This window comes from Rhodoferax sp. EU05-FHT12H12 (assembly GCF_058791215.1).
The window spans coordinates 398,437-413,173 of the sequence record NZ_JBYTDI010000003.1 but is presented as its reverse complement, the minus strand read 5'-3'; the positions used below and the strand labels follow the sequence as shown (position 1 = coordinate 413,173).

The 14,737-nt window shown below is 62.2% G+C and carries 14 protein-coding genes and 1 tRNA gene; 5 read left to right on the top strand and 10 right to left on the bottom strand.

The features are described from left to right. The first annotated feature begins 241 nt into the window (after positions 1-241). Positions 242-1,492, top strand: coding sequence for an MFS transporter (locus AC3WS7_RS11400; RefSeq protein WP_492656416.1), 1,251 nt, complete (start codon positions 242-244; stop codon positions 1,490-1,492). A 1-nt stretch (position 1,493) separates the two neighbouring features. Here the strand turns inward: AC3WS7_RS11400 and AC3WS7_RS11395 are convergent, their stop codons facing one another. The 6 genes from AC3WS7_RS11395 to AC3WS7_RS11370 all read right to left on the bottom strand — a co-directional run bounded on the left by AC3WS7_RS11395 (position 1,494) and on the right by AC3WS7_RS11370 (position 6,852). Continuing rightward, a complete protein-coding gene (locus tag AC3WS7_RS11395) occupies positions 1,494-2,180 on the bottom strand; it encodes a CBS domain-containing protein (RefSeq protein WP_296468943.1) in 687 nt (228 codons plus the stop codon). 99 nt (positions 2,181-2,279) lie between these two features. Beyond that, a complete protein-coding gene (gene hemW, locus AC3WS7_RS11390; RefSeq protein WP_492656415.1) occupies positions 2,280-3,512 on the bottom strand; it encodes a radical SAM family heme chaperone HemW in 1,233 nt (410 codons plus the stop codon). A gap of 6 nt (positions 3,513-3,518) precedes the next feature. Further along, positions 3,519-4,124: an RdgB/HAM1 family non-canonical purine NTP pyrophosphatase gene (rdgB, locus tag AC3WS7_RS11385; protein WP_492656414.1), complete on the bottom strand. Its 606-nt coding sequence runs from the start codon at positions 4,122-4,124 to the stop codon at positions 3,519-3,521. Between the two features lie 42 nt (positions 4,125-4,166). Beyond that, a complete protein-coding gene (rph, locus tag AC3WS7_RS11380; RefSeq protein ID WP_492656413.1) occupies positions 4,167-4,895 on the bottom strand; it encodes a ribonuclease PH in 729 nt (242 codons plus the stop codon). Between the two features lie 38 nt (positions 4,896-4,933). Continuing rightward, positions 4,934-5,848: a PP2C family protein-serine/threonine phosphatase gene (locus AC3WS7_RS11375; protein ID WP_296468937.1), complete on the bottom strand. Its 915-nt coding sequence runs from the start codon at positions 5,846-5,848 to the stop codon at positions 4,934-4,936. Further along, positions 5,845-6,852, bottom strand: coding sequence for a serine/threonine protein kinase (locus tag AC3WS7_RS11370; protein ID WP_296468935.1), 1,008 nt, complete (start codon positions 6,850-6,852; stop codon positions 5,845-5,847). Before AC3WS7_RS11370 ends, AC3WS7_RS11375 begins: the two co-directional genes overlap by 4 nt. A 79-nt stretch (positions 6,853-6,931) precedes the next feature. On the opposite strand from AC3WS7_RS11370, the gene AC3WS7_RS11365 reads away from it, so the two are divergent. The 4 genes from AC3WS7_RS11365 to AC3WS7_RS11350 all read left to right on the top strand — a co-directional run bounded on the left by AC3WS7_RS11365 (position 6,932) and on the right by AC3WS7_RS11350 (position 11,049). After that, a complete protein-coding gene (locus tag AC3WS7_RS11365) occupies positions 6,932-7,849 on the top strand; it encodes a YicC/YloC family endoribonuclease (RefSeq protein ID WP_296468933.1) in 918 nt (305 codons plus the stop codon). Between the two features lie 38 nt (positions 7,850-7,887). Then, positions 7,888-8,508, top strand: a complete 621-nt coding sequence (gene gmk / locus AC3WS7_RS11360; RefSeq protein WP_296468931.1) for a guanylate kinase — start codon at positions 7,888-7,890, stop codon at positions 8,506-8,508. A gap of 16 nt (positions 8,509-8,524) precedes the next feature. Next, positions 8,525-8,728, top strand: a complete 204-nt coding sequence (gene rpoZ / locus AC3WS7_RS11355; protein WP_094477502.1) for a DNA-directed RNA polymerase subunit omega — start codon at positions 8,525-8,527, stop codon at positions 8,726-8,728. 86 nt (positions 8,729-8,814) lie between these two features. Beyond that, positions 8,815-11,049, top strand: coding sequence for a RelA/SpoT family protein (locus AC3WS7_RS11350; RefSeq protein ID WP_492656412.1), 2,235 nt, complete (start codon positions 8,815-8,817; stop codon positions 11,047-11,049). Here the strand turns inward: AC3WS7_RS11350 and greB are convergent. The 4 genes from greB to AC3WS7_RS11330 all read right to left on the bottom strand — a co-directional run bounded on the left by greB (position 11,046) and on the right by AC3WS7_RS11330 (position 14,693). After that, a complete protein-coding gene (greB, locus tag AC3WS7_RS11345) occupies positions 11,046-11,606 on the bottom strand; it encodes a transcription elongation factor GreB (protein ID WP_492656411.1) in 561 nt (186 codons plus the stop codon). The two genes, AC3WS7_RS11350 and greB, sit on opposite strands and share 4 nt — an antisense overlap. A gap of 79 nt (positions 11,607-11,685) precedes the next feature. Then, positions 11,686-11,762, bottom strand: a tRNA-Arg gene (locus AC3WS7_RS11340). Positions 11,763-11,856: 94 nt separating this feature from the next. Beyond that, positions 11,857-12,735: a beta-keto acid cleavage family enzyme gene (locus AC3WS7_RS11335; RefSeq protein ID WP_492656410.1), complete on the bottom strand. Its 879-nt coding sequence runs from the start codon at positions 12,733-12,735 to the stop codon at positions 11,857-11,859. Beyond that, positions 12,732-14,693: an acetyl/propionyl/methylcrotonyl-CoA carboxylase subunit alpha gene (locus tag AC3WS7_RS11330; RefSeq protein WP_296468923.1), complete on the bottom strand. Its 1,962-nt coding sequence runs from the start codon at positions 14,691-14,693 to the stop codon at positions 12,732-12,734. The genes AC3WS7_RS11335 and AC3WS7_RS11330 overlap by 4 nt, the downstream gene beginning before the upstream one ends. Positions 14,694-14,737: the final 44 nt, after the last annotated feature.

Below are 14,737 nucleotides of genomic sequence, written 5' to 3'. Positions count from 1 at the left end.
TCAAATCAACTTGGTGTCAAATTTATCATATTTGCCATTTATTGGGAAGTAGAATCCATTCTTGACTGTTTTGGTTGGCTATGCCCAAGCCCGTTGTCATGCTGCCGCTGCCTCTTTCCATTCCTCTAGCGCTGACGCAGAGGGTGTTGTTTCAGGCATGGCCTGGCACGCCGTTGTTCAGTTGGACAATTCATGATTTTTCGAACACCGGGAAATACCCCGTTTTCCCGAAAGAACGGCCATGAAATTCTTGATTCGGCAGCCATCAAATGATTTGCAGCATCCCCACGAACCCCGCCTGCTGAACCAAACTGCATTCGTCCGGTTCTGGCTGGCCCGCCTGTCGGGCATCATGGGCAACCAGATGCTCATGGTGGCTGTGGCCTGGCACATGTACGACATCACCGCCAGTGCCTGGGACCTTGGTCTGGTAGGGCTCTTCCAGTTTGTTCCTGCCCTGCTGATGACGCTGCCTGCTGGCCACCTGGCCGACCGGGTGCACCGCGGGCGCATTTTTGCCTGCTGCATGGCCTTGCAAGCCGCAGTGGCCACCCTCATGCTGGTGTCTAGTTCCCAGGGCTTTGCCACACGGGAGCTGATTCTGGGGCTGGCGGTGATGCTGGGTGTGGCGCGTGCCTTCCAGATGCCGGCGCAGCAAGCCCTGATTCCCCTGCTGGTGCCAGCAAGTCTTTTGCCCCGCGCATTTGCCATCAGCTCCACGGGCATGGAGATGGCCATCATTGGCGGCCCGGCGCTAGGCGGACTGCTGTATGCCCTGGGCCCCCGTTACGTCTATGTCACCTGCATGGCCTTGTTGCTCGGTGCCGGTGCGCTGACCCTGCTGGTGCGCTACCGGCACAAGCCGCCGCAGGCTGCGGCCACTTGGCAGTCGCTGTTTGCAGGCATCGGTTTTGTCTGGCGGCGCAAAGTGATTCTGGGTGCCACCTCGCTGGACCTGTTCGCGGTGCTGCTGGGCGGCGCCACCGCTTTGCTCCCGATATATGCCAAAGACATTCTGCACACCGGCCCTGCCGGTCTGGGGTTGCTGCGCTCGGCACCTGCCGTGGGGGCTTTGGCCATGTCCCTGGCACTCACGCGCTGGCCGCTGCGCCGCCGGGTGGGGCCGCGGCTGCTGATCGCCGTTGGCGTGTTCGGGCTGGCCATGCTGGTGTTTGGTCTGTCCACCTCGTTCTGGCTGTCGCTGCTGGCGCTGGTCGTCACCGGGGCGGCCGACTGCATCAGCGTGGTGACGCGCAACACCCTGGTCCAACTGGAAACGCCGGATGAGATGCGTGGGCGTGTCTCTGCCGTCAACTCCATCTTCATCGGTGCGTCTAACCAGCTTGGCGAGTTTGAATCAGGTGCCACCGCGGCGCTGTGGGGACCGGTGGGCTCGGTGGTCATGGGCGGCGTGGGCACCATGCTGGTGGCGGGCCTGTGGTTCCGGCTGTTCCCGGCACTCGCACAGCGCGATCACATGGAAAAAGCCTGATTCAGGTCCACAAATCCAAGGGCGGGTCGGCCACCACGGCGCGCAGGATGTCGGAGCGCGACACAAACCCGGTGACCACGCCCTCATCGTCCACAACAGGCAGTCCCGGCAAACCAGTGTCCAGCAGCACGCGTGCCACACGGCGGATATCGGTGTCCTGTGCCACGCTGGGAACAGGCGTCCACATGACTTCGGTCACGCTCTGGGCCAGCCACGCGCGCCAGACCAGGGGGTGCTGTTCGGCCTGGGGCAAGTGATCGGCACGCATCAGGCCGGCACGGGCCAGCAGGCCCACGAGCACCTTTTGCTCCGACACCACGGGCGCTTGGCCTATGCCATGCTGCTCCAACAACAGCCAGGCCTGCTCGATGGTGCAGCTGTCTGGCACCAGCACTACCTGGCTGCTCATGATGGACTCCACCTTGGTCAGTGGCTGGCGGGGCGTGTCCGTCTTGCGCACCTCGGTGTAGGCGGCCAAGGCCACACGGTGGGCCAAGTCAGCAGGTGCTGGGGGTGGTGCAACAGCCATCAAGGCCGAGAAACCCGAGTCACTGCCGTGGTCGCGCCCCTCTTGCCCCACCGCGCTGAGGCCCCGCGTACGCGTGAGGCCCGCAGCCGCCCCGACGCGGCGCAACTCTTCCATGGAGCCCCGAAACACACGTCCCGCTTTGCCATACACCGAAAACATGAACAGCCTCCTGTCGTTGTGCCGGGACATGCGGGCAACGCCCCACAAAGCCGCCCGAAGGACCATGTGCCAACTTGCCGCAGTGGCGGGGCCGTGGGCTCATTCTTGCAGGAAAAGCGCCTGCAAGTCACTCAAAAAGTCAAAACCACGCACCGTGGGACGCACGCGTGCGAAGTCGCGCTCGATCAGGCCCTTACGCTCGGCCTCCTGCAGACCCGCCTGGATGGCCGTGATGGGCAAACCAGTCCGCTCGGTGAAATCGCGCAAGCCAAAACCGTTGCGCAAGCGCAGCGCATTGAGCATGTACTCAAACGGCAGGTCCGCACGCGCCACCTCCTCGTCCTGCGCCAGCGCGTTGCCAGCCAGTGCCTGTTGCATGTAGCGCACAGGGTCGCGAAAGCGCACCTGGCGTACCACGCGGTGCGCAAAACTCAGCTTGCTGTGCGCACCCGCACCAATGCCCAGGTAGTCGCCAAACTGCCAGTAATTGAGGTTGTGAAAGCAGCGGTGCGTGGGCTTGGCATAGGCCGACACCTCGTAGCGCTCCAGCCCGGCCACACCCGTCAGCTCGGTGATGCGGTCCAGCATGGCGTAGGCCGTGTCGTCCTCGGGAATCTGCGGCGGGAACTTGGCAAAGTAGGTGTTGGGCTCGATGGTCAGGTGGTAAATGGAGATGTGCGGCGGCGCGAACTGCAACGCCAGTTGCACATCGGCGTCCAGCTGCTCCATCGTCTGCCCGGGCAGCGCATACATGAGGTCCAGGTTGAAGGTGGCAAACGACTGCGCAGCTTCTTCCACCGCCGCCAGCGCCTGCGCGCGGTCATGCACGCGCCCCAACGTCTTCAGGTGCCCGTCATTAAAACTCTGCACGCCGATGGACAGGCGCGTGACACCGGCGCTGCGAAAGGCCTTGAAGCGGTCCTTCTCGAACGTGCCGGGATTCGCCTCCATGGTGACCTCGCAGTTCGCCTCCAGCCGCAGGCGGGCGCGGATGTCAGCCAACAGGCGGTCGATGGACTGTGGTGAAAACAGGCTGGGCGTGCCACCGCCAATGAAGATGCTGTGCACCGTGCGGCCCCAGATCAGCGGCAACGCCGCTTCCAGGTCGGCAACCACGGCATCGATGTAGCGCTGCTCCGGCAGGCCTTGTGAACTTTGCTCGTGGGAGTTGAAGTCGCAATAGGGGCACTTCTTCAAACACCAGGGCAGGTGCACATACAGCGACAGCGGCGGCAGCGCCGACAGCTGCAAGGTGCCGGGCCGCATGTAGTGCTGGATGTCGCGCTGCACCGCGGCGTCTGTTTCGCGGCCCACTGGCGTGATCGGAATCATGGCCGCTCAGGTCCCTAACCAGTTGGCGCGGATAAGTGCCGCCATGGCCTGCGCCGCACGGCCACGGTGGCTATGGGCATTCTTCACTTCCACCGGCAGCTGGGCAAAGGTCTGGCCAAACTCGGGAATCCACATCACCGGGTCAAAACCGAAACCGTTGCTGCCCAAGCGCTCGCGTGCAATCTCGCCCACCACCCGCCCCACGGCGATGAGTGGCTCCGGGTCTTCGGGCGAACGCACCGCCACCAGCGTGCTGACCATGGCCGCACGGCGGTTGTCAATTCCCTGCATCTGCTCCAGCAGCGCGGTGACGTTGTTGTCGTCACCCTTGGCGTAGCCGTGCTGGGTGGCGTAGTAGGCCGTGTCCACGCCCGGCAGACCACCAAAGGCGTCGATGCACAGGCCGGCGTCGTCGGCCAGCGCGGGCAAGCCGGTGTGCTGTGCCGCATTGCGTGCCTTGGTCAGCGCGTTTTCCACAAAGGTGCGGTAGGGCTCGGGCGCCTCGGGCACGCCCAGGTCGCCCTGGCGCACCAGGGTGCAGCCCAGCGTGCCAAACATGGCTTGCAGTTCGACCAGCTTGCCCTGGTTGTTGGATGCGAGAACAATTTGCATGAAATATGCCTCTAGCGCTTATGAATACTGCGCGAGCAGCTATTATTTTGATAGTGAATTTTGTTGCAAGGCCATCAGCTCGCCAATGCCTTGTTCGGCCAGCCCCAGCAGCTGGTCCATCTCGGCGCGCGTAAACGCCACGCCTTCCGCGGTGCCCTGCACTTCCACAAAATGTCCCGCCCCGGTCATCACCACATTCATGTCGGTGTCGCAGGCGGAGTCTTCGGTGTATTCCAGATCCAGCAGCGGGGTACCTTGCACGATGCCCACACTGATGGCTGCCACGGCGGCGGTGATCGGTGTCTCGGTAATCTTGTCGGCCTTGAGCAGGCCGTTCACTGCATCCTGGGCCGCCACAAAGGCGCCCGTAATGGCGGCGGTGCGGGTGCCTCCGTCGGCCTGGATCACATCGCAGTCCAGCTGGATGGTGCGCTCGCCCAGCTTCTTCAAATCAAACACCGCGCGCAGCGAGCGACCGATCAGGCGCTGGATCTCCTGCGTGCGCCCGCTCTGCTTGCCTTTGGCCGCTTCGCGGTCGCTGCGGCTGTGGGTGGCACGCGGCAGCATGCCGTATTCCGCCGTCACCCATCCCTCGCCACTGCCGCGCTTGTGCGGCGGCACACGCTCTTCCACCGACGCGGTGCACAGCACCTTGGTGTTGCCAAATTCGATGAGCACCGAGCCCTCGGCATGCATGGTGTAGTGGCGGGTGATGCGCACCGGGCGCAAAGCGTTGGCGGCGCGCGCGCCGCTGCGAACGAATTCAGTCATGGCAGTCCTTCTGGAAATGGCCGTCGCGCGGCCGGCGCCTATCCCCGGCGCGCGGCGGAACGGCGAATGGCTTCGTTGATCTCGGCGATGGAGCGTTCGATGGCTGCGTCGTCCAGGTCATCCACCTGCGAATCCAGCCAGCCGGCCTGCACCGTGGAGGCAAACACGCCGTCCTCAATGTTGTCGGTAGTAATACTGCCGCGGGTGGACTCAAAGCTGTCTGGCGTTTCCCACTCCATGGTGATCAGGGTCACGTTGTCACAATGCGGCCCGCCATTGGCCAGCGCCTGCTCCACCAGATCGGGGGCAGAGTCGGTCACAGGCTTCTGCGCCAGGTGGTAGACGATGGTGGAGTCGTCCACCGTCCCCCAGAGGCCGTCTGAACACAGCATGATGCGATCGCCCTGCAACAAGGACACGGGGCCCGTGATGTCGAACACCGGTTTGGTCGGTGAGCCCAGGCAGGTGTAGAGCACGTTGCGGTTGAACACCGCCGGAGTGTGGGCCAGGGGCCGCTCACCCTCACGTTGTTCCATGTAGGAGTGGTCGCGGGTACGGGCCAGCAACTCGCCCTGGCGCACAAAATACAAACGCGAGTCGCCACAATGCACCCAGTGCGCCACACCGCCCTGCACAATCGCGGCGACCAGCGTGGTGCGCGGGGTGTCCATCAGGTGCTTCTCGGTGGCGTAGCGCAGGATTTGGCGGTGGGCGGCCAGAATGGCACGCTGAAAGAAGGCCTTGACGTCCTCAATCTCGGGTGTAGCCTCTTTCTGGTACAGCGCCGAAATCACCTGCAACGTCATCTGCGCAGCCACCTCGCCCTCGGGGTGACCGCCCATGCCATCGGCCAGCAAAAACAAGCCAGACGCCTTGGTATAGCAATACCCCATGCGGTCTTCGTTTTTTTCGCGACCGCCTTTGCGGCTGATCTGGAATACGGAGAATTTCATTTGGGTTTGGCTGGCGCCGCGACAGCGCCCTGCACGGTCTTTTTGGTGTCGGCCACCATGGAGTCAAACTGCATGCGCACCTTCTCTCCCACCGAGAGCTTGGTGTAGCGCCGCTCACCTTCGCGCGACAGCTCCTTTTGCAGGGCAAATACCGACTGCGGACGCGAGAGCGGATCCAGCGACATGCACCACTCCACCACTTCAATCAGGTTGTCGGAATACACGCCACGCAAACGAGCCAGTGCGGTGGTAATGCGGTCTTTTTCCAGACGTTGCGGGGCTTCGTTGGGTGGATAACCCTGCATGCACGCGTAGATACAAGCGCCGATGGCATAAATATCGGTCCACGGCCCCATGGAGGCATCGCGCCGGTACATCTCGGGTGCAGCAAAGCCAGGCGTGTACATGGGGCGGATGAAGTTGCCTTCCTTGCTCAGCACTTCGCGTGCCGCGCCAAAGTCGATCAACACCGACTTGTTGTCGTCAGTAATAAAGATGTTGGCTGGCTTGATATCCAGGTGCAGCATCTTGTGCTGGTGCACGATGCGCAGACCGCGCAAAATTTCGTCGAACAGGGAGCGGATGGTCGACTCGCGGAACACCTTGCTCTTCTTCTGGTCGCGCGCAGTGACGATGAAATCCTGCAGGGCCGCGCCCTCCAGGTAGTTCATCACCATATAGACAGTTTCATTCTCACGGAAGAAGTTCAGCACGCTCACCACGGAGGGGTGGGAGATTTGCGCCAGCGAGCGGCCCTCTTCGAAAAAGCTTTTGAGGCCCAAGCGGTACAAAGACAGCTTCTCGGGCTGCACCTGGGGCAACAGCTCACCGGGTGCGCGGCTGGCCAGCGATGAGGGCAGGTATTCCTTGACGGCAACCTGCTGACCTTCCGAATCCAGCGCCAGGTAGACCAAACCAAAGCCCCCGGCCGCCACCTTGCGAATAATGCGGTAGCCGCCAATCGTGGTGTCGGGGGGTAACGGTGCTGGCTTGACCTTTGACATAAATTGCGGGGTAAGGGCTCGTCGGTTGCGTCTGAACCGGGTTATTCTCGGGGCCGTTTCAACGCAGCGAGAACCCGTGATGCCAGTTTACAGCATGACTGGCTATGCCAGTGCCCAGCACAGCACAGCCACCAGCGCCCCGGAAGGCGAGTCCAAAAACCAGCCCACCACCCAGCTCGGCCTCGAAATCCGATCGGTCAACAGCCGCTTTCTGGACCTCACATTTCGTCTGCCCGAAGACCTGCGCCAGTTCGAGCCGGCCCTGCGTGAGCTGCTGGGCAGCAAACTCAAGCGCGGCAAGATTGAAGTTCGCGCCTCGGTGGAGACCACCAGTGCCAGCAGCATCCCCGACCCCACGCCCAAGCTGCTGCAGCGCCTGAACGCGGCACAAGACAGCATCCGTGCCTGGCTGCCCAATGCCAACCCGCTGAGCGTGGCCGACGTCATTCGCCTGGCTGCCAGCGAACAAGGTGGTCAGCGTGACTGGAGTGCCGATGTGATGCCGCTGGCCGAGAAGACCCTCAAAGAACTGCTGGCAGCCCGCCAGCGCGAAGGCGCCCGCCTGGCCACCATGTTGCTGGGCCACATCACCCAACTGCGCAGCCTGGCCGAGCAAGCCGGTCCGCTGGTGCCCAAGCTGGTGGAGCAGCAGCGCACCCGCTTCATGGAGCGCTGGAAAGAGGCCATGGCCCTGACCGATGGCGCCACCCTGCCCGAGGCCGCCCAAGACCGCGCACTGACCGAGGCCACGGCCTTTGCCATCCGCATTGATGTGGCCGAGGAAATCACCCGCCTGAGCTCCCATCTGGACGAGCTGGAACGCCTGATCAAGAAGGGGGGCGAAATTGGCAAACGGCTCGACTTCCTGATCCAGGAACTGCACCGCGAAGCCAACACCATGGGCTCCAAATCAGCCGCGTTGGACCTGACCCACATCTCGGTGGACATGAAGGTGCTGATCGAACAAATGCGCGAGCAGGTTCAGAACTTAGAATAAGGCGACTTCAGCTAGCCGCCTTATCGGAGCCAATGTCAATGGACTACCCCGGAAATCTCTTTGTTGTCGCAGCCCCCAGCGGGGCGGGTAAGTCCAGCCTGTGCAAGGCCTTGTTAGAGCTGGATTCCCGGCTGCAGCCCTCGGTGTCGCACACCACGCGCCCACCGCGCGGCCAGGAAAAACATGGCCGTGAGTACTTCTTCGTGTCGCAACAGGAGTTCGACGCCATGGTGGCCGCCGACGCCTTTGTCGAATGGGCGCACGTGCACGCCAACCGCTACGGCACCTCGAAAAAAGCCATCGAAGACCGCATGGCCATGGGCGCCGATGTGATCCTGGAAATTGACTTTCAGGGCGCCATACAGATCAAAAATGTGTTTGCGAATGCCATCTGCATTTTTATCCTGCCCCCCAGCTGGGAAGAGCTGCGCTCGCGCCTGGAGCGCCGCGGCGAGGACTCCCCCGAGATCATCGACATGCGCATGAAGAACGCCCAGGTCGAGGTGGCCCAGGTCGGAAAATTCGACTTCGTTATAATCAACGAGTTATTCGACCGTGCGCTTTTCGACCTGAAAGCCATTGTCCACTCCCAGCGGCTCAAAATTTCGGCACAGCGCCGCGCCCGTGCCGAAACATTCCAAGCGCTGAACATCCTCTAGTTTCCCGGAGATTTCCATGGCCCGCATCACTGTTGAAGACTGCCTCGAGCAGATCCCCAATCGCTTCCAACTGGTTTTGGCAGCAACCTACCGTGCCCGCATGCTGAGCCAAGGTCACACCCCAAAAATCGAGAGCAAGAACAAGCCAGGCGTCACCGCCTTGCGCGAAATTGCAGCCGGCAAGGTCGGCATCGAGATGCTGAAAAAAGTACCTCTTTAATCGCACCATCTCTTTAAAAAGCACCGCTTGCGGTGCTTTTTTGCGTTTGGCCTGCACCCCTGCATAGGGCGCGCTACATTTAAGCTATGGGCAGTACTCCACACATCACATCACCGGCGGCTGCCGCCAACGCTGCAGCGGCCAGTTTTGCCGGATTGACGGCCAAACTGGACTACCTGAGCGCCAACGATGTGGAGCAGGTGCGCCTGGCCTACCGCTTTGCCGACGAAGCGCACTTGGGCCAGTTGCGCAACAATGGTGAGCCCTACATCACCCACCCAATTGCGGTGGCAGTGCAGTGTGCGGACTGGAAACTCGATGCCCAGGCACTGATGGCTGCCTTGCTACACGACGCACTGGAAGACTGCGGCATCACCAAGACGGAACTCATCGAGAAGTTTGGCTCCCCCGTGGCCGAACTGGTAGACGGCTTGACCAAGCTTGACAAGCTGCAGTTCAACACCCGCGAAGAAAATCAGGCCGAGTCCTTTCGCAAGATGCTGCTGGCCATGGCGCGTGATGTACGCGTCATCCTGATCAAGCTGGCGGACCGCAGCCACAATATGCGCACGCTTTCCGATGTGCCGCGCACCAAGTGGGGGCGCATCTCATCCGAAACCTTGGATATTTATGCCCCCATCGCCCACCGACTGGGTCTGAACCAGACCTACCGGGAACTGCAAGATTTGTCTTTCCGGCATTTGCGACCTTGGCGCTACGCCACGCTGTCCAAGGCCGTGGCCAAAGCCCGCAGCCGCCGCCGCGACCTGATCCAGAAAGTGCAGAAGGAAGTGGAAGCCGTGTTCGCCGCAGCCAACATGCCGGTGCGCATTGCGGGTCGCGAGAAGACGCTGTACTCCATCTACAAGAAAATGGACGACAAACACCTGAGCTTCGCCCAGGTGACCGACATTTATGGCTTTCGGGTGCTGGTGCCCAACGTGACGGACTGCTACACCGCATTGGGTATCCTGCACCAGCTCTACAAGCCCCTCCCCGGCAAATTCAAAGACCACATTGCGATTGCCAAGGTCAATGGCTACCAGTCGCTGCACACTACGCTGGTGGGGCCGGCCGGCATCAACGTGGAGTTTCAGATGCGTACCGAGGCCATGCATGTGGTGGCCGAATCCGGTGTGGCCGCCCACTGGCTGTACAAGGTCAACAACCCCGACGATGCGTCCGGCGAACGCCTGGGTACCAAGTGGCTGCAGTCGTTGCTGGACATCCAGGACGAAACCCGCGATGCCGCCGAGTTCTGGGACCACGTGAAGGTGGACCTGTTCCCCGACGCCGTGTACGTGTTCACCCCCAAGAGCCAGATCATGGCGCTGCCGCGCGGCGCCACCGTGGTGGACTTTGCCTACGCCATTCATAGCAATATTGGCGACCGCACCACGGCCGCGCGCATCAATGGCGAGCAAGTGCCGCTGCGCACCGAGCTGAAAAACGGTGACGTGGTGGAAGTGGTGACCGCACCCGTGTCCACCCCCAACCCGGCCTGGTTGGGTTTTGTGCGCACCGGGCGGGCCCGTTCCAAGATTCGCCATCACCTGAAAACGATGGCGCAAACCGAATCGGAAAGCCTGGGCAGCAAGCTGCTGCAGCAAGCCTTGCGTGCCGAAGGTATTGAACGCTTTCCAGACGACGCCCCAAGCTACAGCGGCCTGTGGGACAAACTGCTTCGCTTTACCGGCAACAAGACGCGCCAGGAGCTGTTGACCGACATTGGTTTGGGCAAGCGCATTGCCAACATCGTGGCCAAGCGCATGGTGAACCTGCTGGCCGACACCGGCGAGCGCCCCGATGCCCTGCTACTCACGCGCGAACGCTTCACCGCACACGAATCCACTTCGCTGGGCTCCATCACGCTGGACGGCAGTGAAAACGCCTCGGTGCAGTTCGCGCCCTGCTGCCGCCCCATTCCCGGCGACACAATTGTGGGCTACCTGGGCCGCGGCGAAGGCTTGGTGGTGCACCAGCAGGACTGCCAGGTCGCACGCAAACTCCAGAACAAGGACAGCGAGCGCTTCATTGGTGTGGAGTGGTCTGACGAGCCCATCCGTCCGTTTGAAACGGGCGTCGTGGTCACCGTCAACAACGGCAAGGGCGTGCTGGCCAAGGTAGCTGCGGCACTGGCCTCGGCCGAGGCCGATATCCTGCATATCGACATGGGGCAAGACGGGGTCCAAGACGCCTCCGACTTGCGCTTTGTGGTGGCGGTGCGTGACACCGCACACCTCGACACAGCGCTGCGCAACCTGCGCCGCACACCCTCAGTGCTGCGGGCCGAACGGAGCAGCAACAGCGCTAGCGCCTAGACAGGCTGGGGCGCGGGATAGACCACCTGCAACACCTCGATGGTGGCCACGCGGTCCGGCATGACCAACTTGAGTTCATCACCCTCACGCGCCTTCAGCAGGGTGCGCGCGATCGGGGAAATCCAGCTCACCTCACCCGCAGCGCTGTTGGACTCGTCAATACCTTTGATGGTGACTGTGCGCTCTATATCGGTGTCATCCACATAGGTGACGGTGGCGCCAAAAAAAATCTGATCGTTGCCATGGTGCACCGAGGGATCCGACACCTCTGCGATCTCCAGGCGTTTGGTCAGGAATCGGATGCGGCGGTCGATCTCGCGCAGGCGTTTTTTGCCATACAGATAATCGCCATTTTCGGAGCGGTCGCCGTTGCTGGCGGCCCAGTGCACCACTTCCACAATCTTGGGGCGCTCGTTGTCGATCAGGTCGAACAACTCGTCGCGCAGGACGGCATAACCTTGGGGAGTGATGTAGTTTTTTCCGCCCGACGGCAACGCAGGCAGCTGCAGTTCATCGTCGTCTGCATCGTCCGATTCTTTGGTGAACGCTTTGCTCATGGAGGGCACCGCCAGCAATGTGAATGCAACCGGAATAAGAAAAAGGTCTGCAACCTTTCGATTGCAGACCTTTACTTTTTGGTGCGGCTGGCAGGAATTGAACCCACGACCCCTTGGTTCGTAGCCAAGTACTCTATCCAACTGAGCTACAGCCGCTAAGCTTCGTATTCTAGCACGAAGTTTCTGGGGCTTGCTGGAAAAACCTGCAGAAACTTTTTCGGACCCAATTTCCGGGCCCTGGCCTCCCAGTTTACGCGCTGCGCAACCCCAACAGGCTGCGCGCCTCTGCCGGGCTGGCAATGGCTCGACCCGCACGCTGGGCACAGGCTGCCAATTCGGTGATCAACGCCCCGTTGCCTGCCGCACGTTCGCCTTGGGGCAAATAGAAGGTGTCTTCCAAGCCCGTGCGCAGCATGCCACCCAGATCGGCGGTCTTCTGGTGCACCGGCCAGATTTCGGTGCGACCTATCAGCGTGGTTTGCCAGACGCTGTCTTTGGCCATGTACTTGGGCAGCAGCGCGAGCAGGTCTGCGTCGCAGGGCATGCCAGAAGCCACGCCCATCACCAGGTTGTATTCAGCGCGGCCCATGGCGGGCTTGAGCATGCCATTTTTCAGGTACATGGTGACCGAACGCACGATGCCCACGTCAAAACACTCGAACTCGGGGTGGGTACCGGCCTCTTCCATCACACCCAGAAACTGTTGCACCTTGGCCACCGGGTTGTCGAACACCATGGGCGGCCAGGCCCAGGAGCCGTCTTCCTTGAGCTTGAGGTAGTTCAGGCTACCGGCGTTGCAGGCCGCAATCTCGGGCTTGACTCGGCGAATACAAGCCAACGGGCCGCTGATGTCCTTGCCCACCACGCCCGTGGTCAGGTTGATGATGACGCCGGGGCAAGCCTCCCGAATGGCGTTAACGATGCTCTCGGCCACGTCCGGGTCCCAAGACGGCATGTGGCCCATGCCCTCTTCCTGGCTGCGCATGTGGATGTGCATGATGCTGGCGCCCGCATTAAAAGCGTCACGCGCCTCCGCCGCCATCTGCGCCGGCGTCACCGGAACGGGGTGCTGCTTGGGGTTGGTCAGTACGCCGGTCAGCGCGCAGGTGAGTATGGCTTTGTCCATCATGCTTCCTTCTTCGTATTGAGTTCCAGCTCGACCAGCACAGCGCCGGACTCGACCTGGTCGCCCGCCTTGGCATACATCGCCTTCACCGTGCCCGTGCTTTCAGCGCAGAGCCACATCTCCATCTTCATGGCTTCCACACAGAGCAGCTGTTGGCCGTCCTGCACGGTATCGCCCGGCGCCACCAGCACCTGGGTGACCTTGCCCGCCACGGGAGAACGGGCGCGGCTCGCGTCTTTCAAAGCATCGGCATTGGGGAAGGCCGAGACTTCGGTGAACACATGGCTGTAGCCCGCGTGGGCAAGGTGCAGATCAGCCCCGACAAACACGGCAATCGCCGTTTGTGCCACCCCGGCAATCTCAAGCCGCAACACACCTTGTTCAAACTGCAACACGCGCGCAGCTGTGGTCTGGCGGTCGATGGTGACCGCGACTGCGCCATGCCGATCTGGCAACACACGCACCGCACGCACCGTGTCGCCGGTCTGCAGCGGGAAGCCATAAGACGCCACACTATTGGCACGCCAGCTGCTGCCGTGCTGCATGGCCAAAGCCACCGCCGCCACGACCCACGCCGCGTCACTGGCAACCGGTGCCTGCAACAAGGGCTCGCCCTGCTCCAGCCACTGGTCAATCAGGCTGGTCGTCATCTCGGCCTTGCGGAAGGCCGGATGGTCCACCAGGTCGCTCAAGAAACGACCGTTGTTCTTCAAGCCCAGCAAGGGCGTATTGGCCAGCGCGGCGCGCAGGCGGCGGATGGCGTCGTCCCGGTCTCGGCCGTGCACGATGACTTTGGCGACCATGGGGTCGTAAAACGGCGAGACCACACTGCCCTGGCGGATGCCGTCGTCCACCCTCACGCCACCATGGAGCGCGCGTTCGGGTTGCCACCAAGCCACGGTACCGGTCTGTGGCGCAAAGCCGGTATAGGGGTCTTCCACATACAGGCGTGCCTCGATGGCGTGGCCCGTGAGTGTGATGTCCTCTTGCTTCGCCGGCAGCACGTCGCCCGCGGCCACCTGCAGCTGCCACTCCACCAGGTCGTAGCCGGTGATGCATTCGGTCACCGGGTGCTCCACCTGCAGGCGCGTGTTCATCTCCAGAAAGTAGTGCTTGAGCTTGTCGTCCACGATGAACTCCACCGTGCCCGCACCGCGGTAGCCCACGGCCAGCGCGGCGGCGACGGCGTCTTTGCCCATGGCCGCACGCATGGCGGGGCTGACTACGGGCGACGGCGCTTCTTCAATCACCTTTTGACGGCGACGTTGGGCCGTGCAATCGCGCTCACCCAGATACACCGCGTTGCCATGCGCATCGGCAAACACCTGGATTTCGATATGGCGGCCGTTGTCAATCAAGCGCTCCAGCATCAGCGTGCCATCGCCAAAGGCACTGGTAGCTTCCCTGCGTGCGCCGTCTATCCCTTGCTGCAACTCGGCATCACTGCGCACCAAGCGCATGCCGCGTCCACCGCCACCGGCCACGGCTTTCACCAGCAGCGGGTAGCCCAACTTCTTGGCCTCCTTTGTCAGCACCGCATCGCTCTGGTCGGCGCCCAGATACCCGGGCGCACAGGGCACACCCGCCTCCAGCATCCGGCGCTTGGCCAACGCCTTGTCGCCCATGGCGGTAATGGCGCTGGCGGGTGGGCCGATGAACACCACGCCTGCGTCTGCGCAGGCCTGCGCAAACGCAGCGTTCTCGCTGAGGAAGCCGTAGCCCGGGTGCAGCGCATCGGCACCAGTCTTGCGGGCGGCGTCCAGAATGGCCTCCATCTTCAGGTACGACTCGGCAGCCGGCGATGCGCCGATGTGCACGGCTTCATCGGCCAGCGCCACGTGGGGCGCGTCACGGTCGGCATCGCTGTACACGGCCACGGTGGCGTAGCCCAGCTTGCGCGCAGTGCGGATAACGCGGCAGGCGATCTCTCCGCGGTTGGCGATCAGGATTTTGCTAAACATCAAACACTCCACTGTGAGGCTGGGCGGCAGAGCGTTTTGCGTAG